Annotated in this window: 24 protein-coding genes; 22 read left to right on the forward strand and 2 right to left on the reverse strand. The window is 48.1% G+C overall.

Annotated features, from left to right (window positions below; translation table 11 throughout):
- Positions 1 to 16: 16 nt before the first annotated feature.
- The 3 genes from hisC (at position 17) to BN6628_RS10480 (ending at position 2961) form a co-directional block, all read left to right on the forward strand.
- The gene (gene hisC / locus BN6628_RS10470) at positions 17 to 1123 is read left to right on the forward strand and encodes a histidinol-phosphate transaminase (RefSeq protein WP_068617132.1); all 1107 of its coding nucleotides are present in this window, start codon (positions 17 to 19) and stop codon (positions 1121 to 1123) included.
- Positions 1124 to 1162: 39 nt separating this feature from the next.
- Positions 1163 to 2257, forward strand: coding sequence for a prephenate dehydrogenase (locus BN6628_RS10475; protein ID WP_068617134.1), 1095 nt, complete (start codon positions 1163 to 1165; stop codon positions 2255 to 2257).
- 467 nt (positions 2258 to 2724) lie between these two features.
- Positions 2725 to 2961 (forward strand): thioredoxin family protein, encoded by a 237-nt coding sequence (locus tag BN6628_RS10480; RefSeq protein WP_068617136.1) that lies wholly within the window; start codon positions 2725 to 2727, stop codon positions 2959 to 2961.
- Between the two features lie 84 nt (positions 2962 to 3045).
- Here BN6628_RS10480 and BN6628_RS10485 read toward each other — a convergent pair whose 3' ends face one another.
- The gene (locus tag BN6628_RS10485) at positions 3046 to 3945 is read right to left on the reverse strand and encodes a LysR family transcriptional regulator (protein WP_068617138.1); all 900 of its coding nucleotides are present in this window, start codon (positions 3943 to 3945) and stop codon (positions 3046 to 3048) included.
- A 161-nt stretch (positions 3946 to 4106) separates the two neighbouring features.
- Here BN6628_RS10485 and BN6628_RS10490 point away from each other — a divergent pair, with 161 nt between their 5' ends.
- The 14 genes from BN6628_RS10490 (at position 4107) to BN6628_RS10555 (ending at position 14450) form a co-directional block, all read left to right on the forward strand.
- Complete coding sequence (locus tag BN6628_RS10490) at positions 4107 to 4838, forward strand: type 1 glutamine amidotransferase (RefSeq protein ID WP_068617140.1); 732 nt, start codon at positions 4107 to 4109, stop codon at positions 4836 to 4838.
- Between the two features lie 5 nt (positions 4839 to 4843).
- Complete coding sequence (locus BN6628_RS10495) at positions 4844 to 5530, forward strand: MOSC domain-containing protein (protein WP_068617142.1); 687 nt, start codon at positions 4844 to 4846, stop codon at positions 5528 to 5530.
- A gap of 332 nt (positions 5531 to 5862) precedes the next feature.
- Entirely contained in the window at positions 5863 to 6456 is a 594-nt protein-coding gene (locus tag BN6628_RS10500; protein WP_068617144.1) for an RNA polymerase sigma factor, read from the forward strand.
- Positions 6453 to 7055: an anti-sigma factor gene (locus BN6628_RS10505; RefSeq protein WP_068617146.1), complete on the forward strand. Its 603-nt coding sequence runs from the start codon at positions 6453 to 6455 to the stop codon at positions 7053 to 7055. Before BN6628_RS10500 ends, BN6628_RS10505 begins: the two co-directional genes overlap by 4 nt.
- Before the next feature lie 226 nt (positions 7056 to 7281).
- Complete coding sequence (locus tag BN6628_RS10510; protein WP_068617148.1) at positions 7282 to 7860, forward strand: histidine phosphatase family protein; 579 nt, start codon at positions 7282 to 7284, stop codon at positions 7858 to 7860.
- A gap of 175 nt (positions 7861 to 8035) precedes the next feature.
- The gene (locus BN6628_RS10515) at positions 8036 to 9151 is read left to right on the forward strand and encodes a hypothetical protein (RefSeq protein WP_068617150.1); all 1116 of its coding nucleotides are present in this window, start codon (positions 8036 to 8038) and stop codon (positions 9149 to 9151) included.
- 70 nt (positions 9152 to 9221) lie between these two features.
- Positions 9222 to 9728 (forward strand): gamma carbonic anhydrase family protein, encoded by a 507-nt coding sequence (locus BN6628_RS10520; protein ID WP_068617152.1) that lies wholly within the window; start codon positions 9222 to 9224, stop codon positions 9726 to 9728.
- Between the two features lie 21 nt (positions 9729 to 9749).
- Positions 9750 to 9932, forward strand: coding sequence for an IDEAL domain-containing protein (locus BN6628_RS10525; protein ID WP_068617154.1), 183 nt, complete (start codon positions 9750 to 9752; stop codon positions 9930 to 9932).
- Between the two features lie 100 nt (positions 9933 to 10032).
- Positions 10033 to 10464, forward strand: coding sequence for a DUF2487 family protein (locus BN6628_RS10530; RefSeq protein ID WP_068617156.1), 432 nt, complete (start codon positions 10033 to 10035; stop codon positions 10462 to 10464).
- Positions 10465 to 10639: 175 nt separating this feature from the next.
- Positions 10640 to 11185, forward strand: coding sequence for a Rieske (2Fe-2S) protein (locus BN6628_RS10535; RefSeq protein ID WP_068617158.1), 546 nt, complete (start codon positions 10640 to 10642; stop codon positions 11183 to 11185).
- A 16-nt stretch (positions 11186 to 11201) separates the two neighbouring features.
- A complete protein-coding gene (gene qcrB / locus BN6628_RS10540; RefSeq protein ID WP_068617160.1) occupies positions 11202 to 11873 on the forward strand; it encodes a menaquinol-cytochrome c reductase cytochrome b subunit in 672 nt (223 codons plus the stop codon).
- A 29-nt stretch (positions 11874 to 11902) separates the two neighbouring features.
- Positions 11903 to 12793, forward strand: coding sequence for a menaquinol-cytochrome c reductase cytochrome b/c subunit (locus BN6628_RS10545; RefSeq protein WP_068617162.1), 891 nt, complete (start codon positions 11903 to 11905; stop codon positions 12791 to 12793).
- A gap of 104 nt (positions 12794 to 12897) precedes the next feature.
- Entirely contained in the window at positions 12898 to 13524 is a 627-nt protein-coding gene (locus BN6628_RS10550; protein WP_068617167.1) for a DUF1405 domain-containing protein, read from the forward strand.
- A gap of 65 nt (positions 13525 to 13589) precedes the next feature.
- Entirely contained in the window at positions 13590 to 14450 is an 861-nt protein-coding gene (locus BN6628_RS10555) for a sporulation protein YpjB (RefSeq protein WP_068617169.1), read from the forward strand.
- Positions 14451 to 14512: 62 nt separating this feature from the next.
- Here the strand turns inward: BN6628_RS10555 and BN6628_RS10560 are convergent, their stop codons facing one another.
- The gene (locus tag BN6628_RS10560; protein ID WP_068617171.1) at positions 14513 to 15388 is read right to left on the reverse strand and encodes a YitT family protein; all 876 of its coding nucleotides are present in this window, start codon (positions 15386 to 15388) and stop codon (positions 14513 to 14515) included.
- Between the two features lie 153 nt (positions 15389 to 15541).
- Here BN6628_RS10560 and BN6628_RS10565 point away from each other — a divergent pair, with 153 nt between their 5' ends.
- The 5 genes from BN6628_RS10565 to bshB1 are packed head-to-tail and all read left to right on the forward strand — an operon-like array spanning position 15542 to position 18412.
- The gene (locus BN6628_RS10565) at positions 15542 to 15874 is read left to right on the forward strand and encodes a nucleotide pyrophosphohydrolase (protein ID WP_068617173.1); all 333 of its coding nucleotides are present in this window, start codon (positions 15542 to 15544) and stop codon (positions 15872 to 15874) included.
- Between the two features lie 53 nt (positions 15875 to 15927).
- Positions 15928 to 16461, forward strand: a complete 534-nt coding sequence (locus BN6628_RS10570) for a tetratricopeptide repeat protein (protein WP_235847615.1) — start codon at positions 15928 to 15930, stop codon at positions 16459 to 16461.
- A 21-nt stretch (positions 16462 to 16482) separates the two neighbouring features.
- Complete coding sequence (gene dapB / locus BN6628_RS10575) at positions 16483 to 17286, forward strand: 4-hydroxy-tetrahydrodipicolinate reductase (RefSeq protein ID WP_068617175.1); 804 nt, start codon at positions 16483 to 16485, stop codon at positions 17284 to 17286.
- Between the two features lie 17 nt (positions 17287 to 17303).
- Positions 17304 to 17726, forward strand: a complete 423-nt coding sequence (gene mgsA, locus BN6628_RS10580) for a methylglyoxal synthase (RefSeq protein ID WP_068617177.1) — start codon at positions 17304 to 17306, stop codon at positions 17724 to 17726.
- The gene (gene bshB1 / locus BN6628_RS10585; RefSeq protein ID WP_068617179.1) at positions 17723 to 18412 is read left to right on the forward strand and encodes a bacillithiol biosynthesis deacetylase BshB1; all 690 of its coding nucleotides are present in this window, start codon (positions 17723 to 17725) and stop codon (positions 18410 to 18412) included. The genes mgsA and bshB1 overlap by 4 nt, the downstream gene beginning before the upstream one ends.
- The last annotated feature ends 11 nt before the right edge of the window (positions 18413 to 18423 follow it).

The following is an 18423-nucleotide window of genomic DNA, read 5'->3' on the forward strand; positions in this document are numbered from 1 at the left end:
AAGGAAGGGATAACCTATGCAGCCCAAACCACAGATTGTGAAATTGCCTGTATACCAGCCAGGTAAGTCAATCGAAGAAGTGAAGAGAGAGCTGGGTCTCTCTGAAGTCATCAAGCTGGCTTCCAACGAAAATCCTTACGGTGCTTCGCCTAAGGCCAAGGAAGCAATCGCACAGGCGCTGTCACAGATCAGCGTCTACCCTGACGGCAGCGCAGCAGAACTGACTGAGGTGCTAGCAGGTCACCACGGGGTGAACCGTGACCAGATTGTTTTTGGCTGCGGATCTGATGAAGTCATCGCGTTGATTACACGCGCGTTCCTCCTTCCAGGGGATGAGAATATCATGGCGGATCAGACTTTCTCCGTATACAAAAGCAATGCGGATATTGAGAGTGCGGTCAGCATTGAAATTCCATTGTCCGACGGAGTGCATGATCTTGATGCGATGCTGAATTCCGTATCGGAAAGAACAAAGATCATCTGGATCTGTAATCCGAACAATCCCACAGGTACGATCGTTACGGAAGAAGCGATTGTGAGCTTCCTGAACCGTGTGCCGCAGCATGTGCTCGTTGTGCTGGATGAAGCCTATGCTGAATTTGTTACCGATCCGTCTTATCCGGACAGTCTAAATTTAATGAAGAAATACCCGAACTTATTGATACTTCGCACATTCTCAAAAATATATGGGCTTGCTTCACTTCGCATCGGCTATGCTATCGGACCTGCTGGAGTTATTAAACTTATTAATCAAGTGCGTGAACCTTTCAATACGTCCCGTCTTGGTCAAGCAGCAGCTAAAGCTGCAATTACCGACCACGAGTTTATCGAAGGGTGCCGGACGAAGAACAGAGAGGGAATTGAATACTTAAGCGCTGAGTTTGATCGGTTGGGATTAAGCTATTTCCCGGCTCACGGGAACTTTATTCTGGTTCATGTTCAAACTTCGGGTGCTGAAGTATTTCAGTCCCTGTTGAAGCTGGGTGTTATCGTTCGTGCCGGGTTCGGCAAATATCCGGAGTACATCCGGGTTTCCGTGGGTACTCCAGATGAGAATAAGAAATTTATCGAAGCGTTGGAACAGGTTCTTGCCCGACAGGAACAGCATGTAACTACAGAATAAAGGATACAAGACAAATTAGAGTAAGTTGAGTGGAGACCCATGACTATTAAAATCGCTATTTTTGGAGTTGGACTGATTGGTGGCTCGCTGGCACTCAGCTTCAAAGGAAAACCGGGCATTACGGTTGTTGGACACAGCCACCGGGAGGATATTCTGCATCAGATTATAGAGCGTGATGTTGTCGACACCGCGACTCTGTCCATGGAGGAAGCTGTAGCTGATGCGGATTTCATCTTTCTGTGCGTACCCGTCAGCCAGCTCGAGCCGTATTTGCAAAAAATCAGCAGCCTGAACTTGAAACCGGGCTGTATCATAACTGATGTGGGCAGCACGAAAGCTTCCATTGCCTCCAGCGCTGAGGCGATTAAGCTGCCCGGTGTTTATTTTATTGGCGGGCATCCAATGGCTGGATCAGAGAGATCCGGGGTTGCCGCGGCATCCACACTGCTGTTTGAGAATGCCTACTATGTGCTGACGCCGTCTGCCGGAGTTCCTGAGGAAGCATATCAGCGCTTGGAGGAACTGCTCTTGCATACAAAAGCACGTGTTGTACGCGTGGAGCCAGAGCTGCATGACGAAATTGTCGGGGCTATCAGCCATCTGCCTCATATTATTGCTGTTGCTCTCGTAAATCAAGTTAGCGACTACAATGCAGGCAATACGCTGTACCGCCAGTTGGCGGCTGGAGGATTCAGGGATATTACCCGCATCGCCTCCAGCGATCCTGTCATCTGGCGGGATATCCTGCTTAGCAACCGGAACGTTCTGCTTGAGCTTCTAAGTGACTGGAATGCCAATATGGAACACTTCATTGAACTGTTAAAGTCAGGTGATGGAGAGGGCATTGAAGAGGCCTTCGACAAAGCTAATCGTTTCCGGAGTGAGCTGCCGGAACGCCGCAAGGGAGCGATTAGCTCATTGTATGATCTGTATATCGATGTACCCGATACTCCGGGAGTTATTGGTCATATTGCTACTGAGCTGGGGGTACGGCAGATCAACCTGGGTAATATGCAAATCATTGAGAGCCGTGAGGATGTGCCTGGTGTTATGCGCCTTTCCTTCCGGCAGGAAATGGATATGGAGAGAGCTAAGGAGCACCTTTTAACGTTAGGGTATACAGTGTATCAATGAATATGAAAGCCTGTTGGGCTGCCTTTATCGGCGGAGCAGCAGGCTTTTTTTATAATGGTCAGCTATACGCCTAAAAATCTAGACCAAAGTTAATTAGATGCAGCCAAGATGGATCATCCCAGTCAGCAAGCAAAAAAAAAAGACCACTTTCATTGAAAGTGGTCTTGCTCGAACCTGAGCAAATTATATTGGATAGGAGTGGAGAGAAACCATACTGTACTTTTATTATATGTATACGTTTTCATTATGTCAACACATTTTTTTAAACGCTTTCATGTGTAATTTTGGAAAGCTTGATTAAAGGGGCCGCTGTACAATCATTGGCTGCGCCTATGATAACTAGAACATATCTGTAATTGATGTGGCAGTTCAGCCGCTTCTATAATGTGAATGTATAGAGTTGAACTAATTAAAGAGTTGTTCAACTTATATAGATAGAACAATTAATGGGTCAGGAGAGTGAAGAGATGGCACAAGCGGTTTTTTACCATGCAGGCTGTCCGGTATGTGTGGATGCGGAGCGCCTTATAATTGAGTATTTAGACAAAACCAAGGTGGACCCAGAGGTTGTTCATCTGGGGCAGGACCGGGGCCGGATCTCCGAGGCGGAGGCTGCCGGAGTGAAGTCCGTGCCCGCGTTGGTTATTGAAGGTCAAGTGTATCACATTAATTTCGGAGCGAGTCTGGAGGATGTGAAGAAATAAAGATACTTCCACTCGTTGAGGTGCTATTCCATGGCATCTCTTCGTTGTTTTTTACGTAAGAAATTGTTCCGTTCCTTACTATTTCTACTGATGGGCAACCGTTGAGAGCAGCTGTTCCATAAAGACCCGGGTTGCAGCGCATAGATGTTTGTTCTTCCGGTATACGATGCCGATTTCTGTAACCATGGAGGGCTGATTTATCGGAAACACGGTGATGTTTGCATCTGAGACCTGGGCCAGATAGGTTTTGGGTAAAATGGTTACGCCCACGCCTTTGGCCACCATTTGAACGATGGACTCAAGCGTAGTCATTTCAATCACAGGCTTCGGTGTGAAGCCGAGTGGGCGGCACTTACTGTCAATAAACTGTCTGAGATGGTAGCTCTCCGGAAGAAGGACGCTGGGAAAGCGCTCAAGCCAATCGAGACAAACGGAATCCGTTCCGGTCATCTCCTCCATGAAGGTAAAAGCTGCGGGAACAGCAAAAACCAGTTCTTCCTGCTGAAGAGGAACGGTTACCAGCTCTTCATGGGCTGTGGGCAAATATACAATCCCCATATCAAGTTCATTCTTCATAATTCCTTGGATAATATCACCGGTTCTGAGGCCTAAGACGGACAATTCAATCTTGGGATAACGTTGATTGAAGGCGATAGCGGCTCCGGACAGCAAGTAATTGACCACAGATAGCAGTGCGCCGATCTTGAGTGTGCCTCTCCCGAGGCCTTGAAGCTCGCTGATTGATGCCCGGGCCTCGGCCAGCTCATGAAAGACGTTGTAGCAGTGGTGCTGGAGTGTCCTGCCTGCCTCGGTAAGCATGGTCTTTTTACCAATCCGGTCAAATAGGGGAGTGCCGATCTCATGCTCGAGCAGGCGAATCTGCTGACTTAGTGAGGGCTGGGCAATACCCAGCTGCTCTGCAGCTCTGGTGAAATGCAGCTCCTGGCATACGGCTAGAAAGTATTCCAGTTGTCTAAGTTCCATAACAATAACCTCCGGACATAACAGTAGATAGGGATAAGTCCAGATTACAACGAACGATAGGGAAAAACCACAGTTTTTGAAGAAATGATTGTTCAAATAAACGATCAGAAGAAACGCATACTTAATTCAGAAATATAGACTTAATCAGCTGGGGTGAGAGCATGAGAATACATTATTTGCAGCACGTGCCGTTTGAATCTCTTGGGAACATTGCAAAGTGGGCTGAAGAGAGGGGCCACAGCGTAACAGGAACCCATTTATACAATGATATACTGTTTCCGGAATATTCGGATTTTGATCTGCTGATTGTTCTGGGTGGTCCAATGGGAGTGAACGATGAGAGTGAGTATTCTTGGCTGGTTGATGAGAAGAGATTTATAAGCGGCGCAGTCCACAGCAGGAAGCATGTTCTGGGAATCTGTCTCGGAGCTCAGCTTATCGCTGAAGTCATCGGCGGAAAGGTTGAGCTTAACGCTTACAAAGAAATTGGATGGCATCCTGTTCGCCTGACAGAAATGGCCCGCTTGTCGGATTATTTCAGGAGCTTCCCGGAGGAATTCATTCCATTTCATTGGCATGGGGAAACATTTCAACTGCCTGAACAAGCGGTTCATATGGCATACAGCAGAGCTTGTGCTAATCAGGCTTATGTCTATGAGGATCATGTGGTCGGCCTGCAGTTCCATCTGGAATTCAGTGAAGACAGCGTCCATCAAATCATGAAATACTGCTCCCACGAGCTGGTGGAGGACTTGTATATTCAGCAGCCTCATCAATTAACAGGAAAGAATAAGCTGCTTAACCGGAGTGTTATATTGCTGTACTCTCTGCTGGATGCAATGCAACACGACTGGGAGTACCGGTCTTATCAGCATCATACGGAGACGGGGTGAGGTCTATGAAGGGGTACGCGGAAATTTTGTCTATTAATACCGGGATGCCGCAGGATATGATGTACCATGAGAAGGTGATCTCCAGCGGCATTAACAAGCAGCCGACGGATAAACCTCTGTATCTTACCAATTTGAACCTTGAGGGCGATGGCCAAGCGGATCTGAAGCATCATGGCGGCAAGGAAAAGGCGGTATGTGTGTATCCATTTGAACATTACCGGTATTGGGAGAAGCAGCTGCAGAGGAGCTTGGTCTATGGAGCATTTGGTGAGAACCTCACTATCCAGGGGCTGCTGGAGTCAGATGTGTGTATTGGAGATATCTTTAAACTTGGTGAGGCTGTTGTTCAAATAAGCCAGCCAAGACAGCCTTGCTTTAAGTTATCGGCCAAATATGGCTTACCGGAAATGCCGATGATGATGCAGGAATCGGGTTACACGGGCTTTTACTTCCGAGTGCTTGAAGAAGGGGCTGTTTCAAGGAGCAAAGGGTTATACAGAAGATTCCCGCATCCTAAAGGAATAACAGTCGCTTATGCGAACCAGATTATGCATCACGACAAACATAACATGGAAGCAGTTCAGAGGATTCTGGAGGTTGAGGAACTTTCGGTCAACTGGCGGGCTACGTTTCTCAAGCGTTTGACCGGCAGTGAGACAAGCACCAAAGAAAGGCTGACGGGCCAAGCCTAAGGGCTATGGCACAAGGTTTAGTTTTTTATACTGGATTGCAGAGGAATATTGAAACATCCGGGCATACCTTATAGGAGAAGGACTTTTTCTTCGGAAAGAGTCCTTTATTATTTTTATGGTTAATTATGGTTAGGGGTAAGAAATTTTTGTAATGCATCCTTCTATGGTATAATATTGCAGGGTTCGCAGTGAACACCCATTTATTGATATTTCTTTCATCATTCTTAATGAATTTTTCGGTTTCACCGAAACTTTTTGTATCCTGTTCGGTAATAATAGGCAGAATCGAACGGGGAAGATGCACATGGATGGGCGAGGAGGATCGCATTCTAATGACGGATTCCCAGATGATTCGAGAGATTAAAGAAGGCAACACAGAGCTGTATTCAGAACTCATGCGCAGATATCAACGTAAAATTATGGCATTTATATATCATATGTTAAAAAGTGCTCAACTGGAGCTGCTTGCTGAAGATTTGTGTTCGGAGACGTTCTACAAAGCTTTCAGGAGCCTGCACTCATTTCGCGAAGTGGATGCTTCCTTCTCTACGTGGCTGTATACCATTGCCCGGAATACGGTGCTTAGCGAGCTTCGCAAGCAGAAGACGGGTAACGTATCCTTAGATGAGACGGGGTATGTACCCGTTGCGTCTCCGGAGATTGTGCCGGAACAAGCCATCCTGCGAAATGAGCGGGTTGTCATGGTGAGGGAAGCGATCAACAATCTGCCGGAGAAGCAGCGCTCGGCGTTGATTCTAAGGGAGTATGACCAATTGGATTATCAGGAGATCTCGACCATTCTAGGACAAAGCGTCAGTGCGGTCAAGTCCCTGCTCTTCCGTGCCAGAAGCAGTGTGAAGAATCAGCTTGAGCCCTACTATTATGAACCAGTCTATGAGCATGCTGAAGGGATGAAAAGCAGATGAATTGTCAAGAAGCCCAGGAGTATATGGATATCATGTGGGACATGTCCGAGGACGACCCCCGGCGTAAAAGCCTGGAGTGGCACGTGCTGGGTTGTGATACGTGTGCAGCTGAATATGAAGTATGGACTGAGGCTCGGGACATAGTACATAAGATGAATATTGAAGTCGATCATAGCGTTGGGGAGAGGGTTAACCGTAATGTGATGGACCGCATTTACGCCGAGTCCCCTTGGCTTGCTCCATCGGAGCCTGAAGCCCGCAAGGCTTCCCGTATCTTGAACCGCCGCTTTGCCTTGTGGATTGCTGGGTTTATGGCTGTGTTTATAAGCAGTCTGATTTATTTCATGATGCCAGGCGGACCTGATATCAATGAAGCGGCCAGCCATAACTCCGGGCTTCTGCCTATTGCCATTGCCGGTACGGATACGGTGGTTAATGCAGATAAGTCCTATAATCTGCCGGATGTATCGCGTGGTATCATTGATCCGCTCATCGTGAAGATGAGTCCGGCCTATCCGGAGTATTGGATGCTGTTGTCGATTCTCGGCATGGGGCTGGCCTTGTTCTCATGGAGGGGCTTAAGACGAATTCGCAGGTAAATGTTCTCAGCGGCAAACGCTGCATCTGCCATAAGCAGAGCGGGGTTCTGCCGCTTTTATTCATTTCCATTTATATAAGTTGATCTTAAGAATTACGAATAGGCTGGAGTGTGAAATGATTCTGAAACGATCGGAAGGAACATTTCACTTGACGGCCTTACCTTGTAAATGAATAATTCAACTTATCTACACTCAGAGCTGTTAGACTTAAGGAGGCTTTTACTTCATGCTGGTTGGATTGATTCGTCACGGCTTAACGGACTGGAATGCATTAGGGAAAATTCAGGGACAGAGCGATATCCCACTTAATGAGGAGGGCAGGAAGCAGGCGGCGCTGCTGGCTGAACGCTTGAAGCATGAGCCTTACTCCTGGGATTTTGTGATCACAAGCGGACTGCTGCGGGCTCAAGAGACCGGAGAGATTATTGCCGCTTCCTTAGGCATTCCGGTATATGATCCCGATTCCCGCTTAATGGAGCGGGCTTTTGGACAGGTCGAGGGATTAACGGCAGCCGAACGTGAGACGCTGTGGGGATTGGATTGGAAACTCAAGGATCTTGGGCAGGAGAAGGATCAGGAAGTTCAAGAAAGAGCGCTTGCATTTCTGACTGAGCTTGGCGAACGCTATTCGGACAAGAATGTGCTTGTGGTGTCCCATGGAGGGCTGCTGGCCCAGCTATACAGGGCTCTTTATCAGGACAAATTTACGGAGAGAATTGGGAATCTCTCGTTAACCATCCTGGAGAAGGATGAGCAAGCTTGGGAGCCGAGACTTTACAACTGCCTAAAGCATTTACAGGAGTAGGTACTATAGAAGTTGAACTAAAGAATTACGAGTAGATGCAAGAGTGTGAAATGATTCAGGAGATTTTTTTTATATTTGAACAAATAATCCGCGATGCGGGTTATTTTTTTGCTAAAGCCCGAATAAAAGCTGTAAACCTTCCCATAATGGTAGTAAAACGGTGAGGGATGAAACTATGAATCTGGCGGAAATGCTTACATTTGCGGATATCGGGCAGCTTAGCAAAATTGCCAATCACTATCAATGCAGCTGTAACGGGAATTCCAAAAATGAGCTGATTCAATCCATATTACATCAGGTGGGCCGGAAAGAATTTGCCCGCGACTATGTGAACCAGCTGAGTGTCGAGGATTTTCGCTTCTTGAATTCACTGCTCTTTGATTCCCGTCAGCATTACAGTCTGGAAGAATTAGTCGCTTGCGCCCAGAACTCCCGTTTCACCGATGATGCCAAAGAGAAAGAGAATCCCAGGGATGTGATCGCAAGGTTCAGGCAGAGCGGTTGGCTGTTCAACGGTTCCTCACAGAACACTAAATTTCTGTTCGAGGTGCCGGAGGATCTGAAGAACCGGTTCCGCGAGGTGGTAGGACAAAGACTTGAGTCGGAAGTGAATCCTGCTGGTGAGCCTGTGGCCGTCCGGGAAGAGCATACCTTGGCTGCTGAAGATTTATACCTCTTTCTATTCTATGTGTCAAAGAACGAGATCCCTTTGAACCAGGAAGGTATCATGTACCGTAGAAATCAAACGCAATTGATGGACACCTTGCATGTGAGTGAGCCTCTTGTTGGCAAGGGAGGCTGGAGATTTGGTTACGGAAGGACGTTTAAGTCCTACCCTGACCGCTTATCCTTTCTCTATGATTATGCTTATTCACGAAGGTTCATTGAAGAGAGGAATTACCAGCTGAGATTGACATCGCTAGGCGAATTAAGTGTTTTGGAGGAAAAAAGGGAACCCCTGATACATTTGATACGCTTTTGGTTAAAAACATACAAAGCAGCAATTCCTAATTTGCTTTCTCTGGTGTACTGGATTTGCCGTTGCTCCAAGGAGTGGGTAACCGTAAGCTCACTGAGGACAAGCATGGATAGACTGATCAAGCCGTATTATTATGATACGCCGGCTTCCATCTTCGAAGAGCGAATACTCAAGATGATGCTTCATTTCGGCATGATCTCCATCGGTGAGAATGAAGAGCGTGAACGGTATGCCAGGGTTACGGCATTTGGTAAATTGGCGGTGCATGAGCTGCAAAAAGGTCTAGAAGGTAAAAATGCTCGTCAGGTTTGACAAGGATGGAAAGGCTTGCTAAGATCACTCCAATTCAAGTTCATTCCAGGAAGAGGAGTGTGGCAGGCGAATGTATATTTCTTATATGGGGAAGACCCCTTTTGTGGATCCTTCTGTATATGTGGCTGAGGGGGCGAAGCTGGCCGGTGATGTCCGGATTGGCAAGGATTCAAGCATATGGTTCAATGCGGTGCTAAGAGGTGATTTGGCACCAATCATCATTGGGGAGCGCAGCAATCTGCAGGATGGTGTAATCGCCCATGTGAATACTGGGCAGCCCCTGATTATAAGCGATGATGTATCTGTCGGACACGCAGCGATCGTTCATGGCTGTACGATAGGTAAAGGCACATTAATCGGGATGGGGGCAATTTGTCTAAACGGAGCCGAGATCGGCGAATATGCTTTAATAGGAGCCGGCTCGCTAATTCCGGAGAACCGCAAAATTCCACCCTATACTCTCTCGCTCGGTTCACCTGCTAGAGTAGTCCGCGAATTGACCGAGGCGGATCTGCAGAGAATGAAGCTGACTACGGATAGCTATGTGTTGAAAGGACGGGAGTATAGGAGCTCTTAACATTGGCTGGAGGTGCATCCTATGGATCAAATGAAAGTGACTTACGAAGTTATGCTGGGTCTGGCAGCTGAAATGGTGTGGGACGAAGCATTAAAGAAATATCGGACAGAGAAACTTCATAGTGAAATTGATTCAGCCTTGGCAAAAGGCGACGAGGAAGCGTTCCGCCTCCTAACTGAAGAATTAAGAACTTTGGAACAATAGAAGAAATGCCTTGCGCATTTCTTCTGTTTTTTTTATACCGCAGGATATCCCGAGTCGCCTTTGCATGTATAATATGATTTAAGGAAAGGGGATGTACATAATGAAATTCAGCGAAATTCACCCGGAGCAGTGGGAGGAGCTTAAGCCATATTTGGACACTTGTCTGATTCCAGTAACCGGCCTCAGCGGGAAGGAGCAGCCTTATGAAACGGTATATGCACTGGAGCGTCTAAGAGATGTCATGGACTGGGTTGAAATTCCGTTCAAAGGAAGGGTGGTTACGTACCCTGCGTTCCAGTACGGCAGACAGGAGATCGTGCAGCAGATAAACGAAGTATGCGCCAATGTCAAGTCCGCAGGCTTCAAATATGTAATTGTAATCTCGGCGGATGTGGAGCTGGATTCCTCGATGCTCTATGAAAGCGATTTAGTAGTTACCCCGGGCCGATTTCCGGGTTCAACGGAGGAGTCTCCCTCCACGTCTGTGATGCGGGAAATTCAAGCGATGTGGTTCCCGGATAAACAGATGTAAATGTGACGAAAAATCGACAATTTAACAAGATTGTGACCATACTGTTAACGAACATACCCTGTAAATTCTTGACGCTCTAGGAAGCCTAATATATTATAATAATGTCCTAGTAATTCGTGTGATTTTAATCATTGAAATGGAGAGAATTGGTTCGGAAAAGGGGGTTGAAGACAGTATGAGCAATCAGCACGACCAGCATGAATCATCGCACAGACCACCCAATCGGAAAAAGGAAATGTCTCGCAGACAGTTTCTCACTTATACGCTGGGAGGAGCTACCGCCTATATGGCGGGTGGAGTAGTTCTGCCGATGCTTCGCTTCGCTGTGGATCCAGTTCTGCACAAGAAGACAGAAGGGAACTTTGTAAAAGTAGTGGAACTTAGCAAGGTAACAGCGGAACCGCAGGAATTTTCTTTCGAGCTGCAGCAGCAGGATGGCTGGTATGCAAGCACAGCTTCACTAACAGCTTGGATCCGTAAAGACGAGAGCGGTAATATTTATGCGCTTTCACCGATCTGTAAGCACTTGGGATGTACGGTTGGCTGGAATAACGATAAGGCGTTCCCTAATGAGTATCACTGCCCTTGTCACGGCGCCCAATATAACAAGGAAGGCAAGAACCTTGCCGTTGCGCCTAAGCCGCTGGATGAGTACAAGGTTAAGATTGAGAAGGATTGGGTTTACCTAGGCGATATCGTTCCTAATACTCGAGTTAAATAAGGAGGCGTAGAGTCAGATGTTGAAGAGTGTCTACAACTGGGTTGACGAACGTCTTGATATCACGCCGATTTGGAGAGATGTGGCGGACCACGAGGTGCCTGAACACGTGAACCCGGCTCACCATTTTTCCGCATTTGTATACTGTTTCGGCGGTTTGACGTTCTTTATAACAGTCATCCAGATTCTGTCGGGAATGTTCCTGACGATGTATTATGTGCCAGATATTATTAACGCATATGCAAGCGTTGAGTTTCTTCAGACTAAGGTGGCATTTGGACAAATTGTCCGCGGGATGCACCACTGGGGAGCGAGTCTGGTTATTGTTATGATGTTCTTACATACCTTGCGCGTATTCTTTACAGGTTCCTATAAGGCGCCTCGCGAGATGAACTGGGTTGTGGGAATGCTGATCTTTTTTGTTATGATCGGCCTTGGCCTTACAGGTTACCTGCTTCCATGGGATAACAAATCCTACTTTGCAACCAAAGTTACACTGGAAATTGCGAATTCAGTTCCTGTCCTTGGACCAATTATCAAAGAACTGCTGCAGGGCGGTACGATTGTAGGTGCGCAGACGCTGACGCGATTCTTCGCCATTCATGTGTTCTTCCTTCCGGCCGTGTTGCTCATCCTTCTGGTAGGACATTTCATTATGATCCGCAGACAGGGAATTTCCGGACCGCTATAAGATATTCTTAAGAGAAGGGAGGCATATATATGGGTCACGGAGGCAAATCGAACGAAAAAGTCGTATTTGTCGGCGATTCAAGGGTACGTAAAGGGAACGGATTTATTACTCCTCCCGATTACACAGCTTACCCAGGGAAGTCGGAAGCATTTATTCCAAACTTCCTATTAAAAGAGTGGATGGTTGGTGTAGTGGTCCTTGTAGGCTTCCTGGTACTTACCATTTCTGAGCCTGCCCCACTGGGATTCCCGGCTAACCCAACCGCTTCGGTTATACCGATGCCGGACTGGTATTTCTTGTTCTTATATCAATATCTGAAGTATCCATATGCTTCAGGAGATTACATTGTTCTTGGAACACTTGGTGTTCCAGGTGTTGCTTTTGGCGGTTTGCTGCTGGCCCCATTCCTCGACCGGGGTAAGGAGCGCCGTTTCTACCGCAGACCGATCGCATCCTCTCTGATGCTGTTGTCCTTGGCTGCGATGGTCTACCTGACCAACTTCGCCTGGACACACTATAAGCATGAGCTTGCAGCGACAGGAATCAAACCGGAGGAAGAGCGCCGGATTGAGAAAGCAAGGGAGGCAAGGGAGAAGGGACTTCCTGCTCCATCCAACGCCGTCAAGGCTAAGGAAGTAGCCATTGTGGATAAGGATGATCCAGGGATGGAATCCTTCAAGAAGGCGACTTGTATTTCCTGTCATGCGGCTGATCTTAAGGGAGCAAGCGGCCCGTCGCTTCGCGGTGTAGGGGATAAGCTTGATAAGGCAGCCATTCTGACCATTATCAAAGAAGGTAAACAAGGGCCTGAGGGCAACATGCCGAAAATGTATGATACGGCTAAAGGCGCAGGCTTAAGTGATCAAGATATTGACCACTTGGCCGAATGGCTCTCCAAGCAAAAGTCGGAAGCCAAGTAAGCTGAAATGAACCTGAGAAGCCTGATCGCATATGCGATCAGGCTTTTTGCTGGATATTCCCGGGACAAACCGTTATATTCAGATAAGACAGAGGGGGAATCTTCATGAGCATATCTTATTGGTGGAGCAGGGAATTCCTAACCAGCCGGGGATTTTTGTGGCTTTTATTTGTTTTTAATTTGCTGGGCACGATTTACGGGTATTACTGGTATGGGAATCAGATCGAGTACACGATTGCCAACAATCCGCTCTGGCAGGTGATCTTTGTACCGGACAGTCCAACAGCGAGCCTGTTTTTTACCTTGTCCTTAACTTTCCTCATGTGGCCCAAACTGCTTGCGAACTATCGCGGCGTGCGAGTGCTTCTGGAAGCACTGGCCGTGGTGACCAGTGTAAAATATGGCGTATGGGCGGTCAGCATCATTTTTGCCGGAGCTTATCAGGGGAATGTGATCGGCTGGCAGGATTGGATGCTAGTGGCTTCGCATACGGCGATGGCCGTTGAAGCCTTGCTCTACGTCCGCTTTTTTAAATTTGGAACCGTAATTCTATTAGGCGCTGGCTTGTGGACCCTCCTTAACGACATGGTGGACTATACATATGAGGTGTTCCCTTGGCTGCCTGTCCAGCTTATGGATGACCTGCCTGCTGTCCGGAATTTCACCGTCCTGCTTACATTACTTAGTGTGGCAGCGGGCTGGTTTGCTTTGCGTCAAGCAAGAAGATCTTAGGTTCATCTGATTTGTTCTAGCTCAGGACAGCCCTTCATATGTATGGATTACAGGAGGGGATGTCCGTGAGTGTAAACCGGCGGGGATGGATGTGCTTGAGTGCAGGATGTATTGTGCTGATTATGCTGCTGCTTCCGCTGCAGACGGTTCGTGCTCATCATGATGCCAAGCACACCGCGCAGCTGAATGAGCTGGATAGCGCATCGGAGGCGCTGTACCGTTATATGCAGGATGGGAACGGGGAGAAGGCCCAAGTGGAGATGGACCGGATTGTGCGGTTGGTGGAGACCATATCTTTCAAAGGCTTGTCCTCAGTGGAGGGGATTCACGCGCTGTCTGAGACGGTTATGGATACAAGAGAGGCCTTGGTTCGCAGCCAATCTTCACCAGAAGAGTGGAGGAACACCTCTTCCCGTCTCCGCCTGGCGGTTGACAGTCTGATTCACAAGCAGCAGCCGCTGTGGCACCAGTACTATAAGCTGTTTACTGACGATCTCAGCCAGCTTGCCAAAGCCCGCAGTGATGCGGATGCCAAGAGTTTGCAGAATGCTGTTCACACGCTTAAGTCCCATTATGAGACGATCCGGCCAGCGGCGGCCATTCAGCTGGATAATTCGATCATTGCGAAGGCAGACTCGTGGTTATCCTATTTGGAGAGCGTGAGTATGAAGAAAGATTTGGATGCCTCAGAGCTGAAGAGCGTTCTTGACAGCGGGGAGGGTGTGATCCATGATCTGTTTGGCAAAAAAAGATCCGAGCCGGTTCTGCTGCCTCTTGCCGGCAGCTCGAATCCCTGGAAGTGGAGTCTGCTGATCGGCGGCTGGATTGCCCTGGCACTAACCTATACCGGAATGCGGCATTATAATGCATATCAGGAGGTCAGACCGGTCTCTGGCAGCAAAGACAGAGGCGGATGGAGATTTTAATTTTAGTAAAAGGAAGAACCGCACGTAATAACGGACGGCTCTTCCTTTTTTTGGTTGAATGTTCAATTCATATCTTCTTTAAATCCTTCTCCATGCACATCGTGCACATCATTGATAATAATAAAGGCCCGCGGATCTACGGATTTGGCAATTTGGGTCAATCTCCGGATTTCCTGCCTTCCTACAACACAATAGGCCATATGCTTGGCTTGCTTAGAGTAAGCTCCCACGGCTGGAATCAAAGTAACCCCGCGTTCCATTTCCTTTGTAATTAGTTCCGCAATATCAGGGGCGTAATCGCTGATAATGGTAAAGGCTTTGGCTGAATAAGCGCCCTCCTGAATAAAATCAATAACTTTGGAGGCGATGAAGACGGCGACCAGTGTATATAAAATCTGTTCTTTCTTGATATACAGCAGGGAAGCCCCGATGATAATCACATCTAACGCCAAAATGACCTGGCCCATACTCCAGCCATATTTGCGGTTACAGATTCGTGCAATAATATCCGAACCGCCTGTTGTCCCGCCAAACCGGAACACAAGTCCAAGACCAGCGCCGAGTGTGACGCCGGCATACAGTGCAATTAATATGTAATCATGCTCGGTCTGGAACGGGATGATCCAGCCTTTGCGGATCAGCTGCTCAAACAGCCAAAGAAAGAAGGTAAGCGATCCGATTCCGATCCCGCTATATACAATTTGCCGGCTCCCCAGCACTTTCCAGCCTAACAGGAACAGCGGAATGTTCAAGACCAGGGTGGATAGGGAAGGTGAAATCGAGAAGGCGTATTTGAGCAGGATCGTAATCCCTGTCACTCCGCCCTCCATCAGTTTATTAGGGATGATAAAATAAAGCAGCCCAAAGGCATAAATGGCCGTACCGAGCAGGATCGGCAGGATGGTTTTGGTTAAACGGGCCAGTCTGGTGGTAAGCATGCAATCCCTCGCTTGTTGGATAATAGTGGAGTCAGTAAGCTCCAATGTTTAGTATACCTTTTTAGGTAAGGATTAAAAAAGGATTTGTTTTCAAAACTTCTTTAGGATAACATAGGGGTAAAACCTTCAGACCCGAAGGGGGGCATTATTTAAATGGAAGAGAAATCCCTCGCCGAGATTCAACGCGAAGTGGATCGTTACATATCCCAGTTCAAGGAAGGCTATTTCAGCCCGCTTGCATTGCTTGCCAGGATGAGCGAGGAGGTTGGCGAGCTGGCTAGAGAAGTGAATCATACTTATGGTGAGAAGCCCAAGAAAGTAACCGAAGCAGAGAACTCGATTGAGCTGGAGCTGGGGGATATTTTGTTTATTACGGCCTGCTTTGCCAATTCGCTTGGAATTGATCTGACAGAGGCTCATAACAAGGTGATGCATAAATTCAATGCCAGAGACGCGGACCGCTGGACGAAAGTAGACACCGACTGAGCCCTTCTATCATATGCTGTAAGAACAGCAGCCTAAGAGAAGGGGGAAGCCCTATGATGAAAGCGGAAGACTGTCTGGCTGAAGCCTATAAAAGCATCTTGGAGAATGATTTTGAACAGGCCATAAGATGGTTCGATCATGCGCTGAATTTCAGCCCTCTTGATGCGGATATTCATTACCGCTGCTCGGTGACCTGCGCTCGTAGCGGCAGACTTGATAAGGCACTTTATCATGCGGAGCAGGCTGTGAATCTTACTCCCGGCATGGATGAATATAACCTGCATATGGAACGTTTGCAGGGAATGGAGATGACCCAGAGGGCACTCCGGATACTGGAAGCCCCTAACGTGGAGATGAGCGGAATAAGAGAAGCCGCCATTCTGCTTGAACAGGCCGTGATGAAGGATCCCTTGTCTTCCCAAGCCTTTACAGGACTTGCAGCAGCGTATAGCGAACTTGGTGAACATCCGCTTGCCCTCTCTGCTTTGAGGGAGGCAATCAATCTGCTCGAAGGTGATCCTTCGGTTCAATCTTTAAAAGAATGGGAATTACGTATCGAATCCAAGATCAACCAATCATCATCCTAGTGGACAGTGAGGAGCATGAATATGACGACGAAGATTAGAGTGGCGGTGGCTGGCGCAGCTGGCCGAATGGGGAAGGAAGTTGTAAAGATGGTTTTGGAGGATGCCGATCTAGAATTGGCAGCTGCCATCAATCGTTCAGGTGAAGGGACAGATGCAGGTGAGCTGGTCGGGCTCCCTGCTTGCGGGATAAAAGTTCAATCCGATCTTGAGCTGGCCTTGGTGGAGAGTAAAGCTCAGGTGCTGGTTGACTTTACAACTCCTCAATTTGCTTATTCCAATACGGAGCTTGCGATCCGCCTTGGGGTATCGCCTGTGGTCGGGACGACGGGCTTTACTCCGGAACAAATTGAGGATCTGGACAAGCTGTGCCAGAGCAAAGGCGTTGGCGGACTGATCGCCCCGAATTTCTCCATTGGGGCCATCCTGATGATGAAATTCGCTGCCCAGGCTGCCAAGCACTTCCCTCATCTGGAGATTATTGAGTACCATGGGGATCAGAAGCTGGATGCCCCATCCGGAACCGCAGTGAAGACCGCTGAATTGATTGCCCAGAACAGGGAAGAATTCCGTCAAGGCAACCCGAAAGAGGAAGAGACTATTGAGGGGGCAAGGGGCGGTTATTACAATGGCTTCCGCATTCACAGCGTGCGCCTGCCGGGTGTGTTCGCCCAGCAGGAGGTTATTTTCGGAGGATTTGGCCAGACCTTGAAGATCCGTCATGATTCTTACGAGCGTGCAGGCTATATGCCCGGCGTGAATCTGGCTGTGAAGAAGGTTATGGAGTATAAAGGACTTGTATACGGCTTTGAACATTTTATCGATTAGCAGGGGGAGTCTCAGACATGCTGAACATTGCTTTTATTGCCCACGACCGTAAAAAAGAAGAGATCGTTAACTTTGTTATTGCATATGAACATGTGTTTCATGGGAAGACCTTGTACTCGACCGGCACAACAGGCCAGCGTATTATGGAGAATACCAAGCTGAAGATTCACCGCTTCCTGTCCGGACCGCTGGGTGGAGACCAGCAGATTGGAGCTTTGATTGCCCAGAATCAAATGGATCTGGTCATTTTCCTGCGTGATCCGCTGATGGCGCAGCCTCATGAACCGGATATTAGCGCGCTTCTTCGCCTGTGTGACGTTCACGGCATTCCTGTTGCGACCAATGTAGCTTCCGCAGAAATTATGGTACGAGCTATGGACCGCGGAGATTTGAGCTGGCGTGAGCTGGTTGAACTACACCGCCCAAGGTTAGATAAATGAGTAAGGGGCTCGATATCCTTATCTTTGGGGCTCATGCGGACGATGCGGAGATTGGCATGGCCGCAACCATCGCCAAACACGTTCAGGCAGGCTACAAAGTTGGGATCTGTGATCTGACTGAAGCCGAATTGTCATCCAACGGGAATGTGGAACTGCGTAAGCAGGAGGCGGACAAGGCGTCCAACGTGCTTGGGCTTGAGGTCCGCACCAATCTTGGCCTGCCCGATCGCGGCCTGTATATGACACCCGAGCATGTGGCTGCGGTCACCTCGGTGATCCGGGAATATGCTCCCCGGGTTGTATTCGCCCCCTATTGGGAGGATCGGCACCCTGATCATGTTGCATGCAGCAAGCTTGTAGAAGAAGCGGTGTTTAATGCCAAGCTTCGAAATTGGATGCCGGACAAGCCCGCGGTGCTGGTGGAGGATTTGTATTTCTATTTCATTAATGACTGGAGAACACCGGATCTTATTGTGGATGTGAGTGATCACTATGAGATCAAGATGAAATCTCTGATGTGTTATGAATCCCAATTCACACCTGCCAAGGATGGGGTCGCGACTCCGCTGACGCAGGGTTATGTGGAACGGGTAAAAGCGAGGGACGCGCTGCTTGGACAACGGAAGCTGATTCCTTATGCAGAAGGGTTCGCGGTCAAGACCCCATATAAAGTTCATCTATTTTAACCCAATGAATC

It is taken from the genome of Paenibacillus tuaregi (assembly GCF_900086655.1).
GTDB lineage: Bacteria > Bacillota > Bacilli > Paenibacillales > Paenibacillaceae > Fontibacillus > Fontibacillus tuaregi.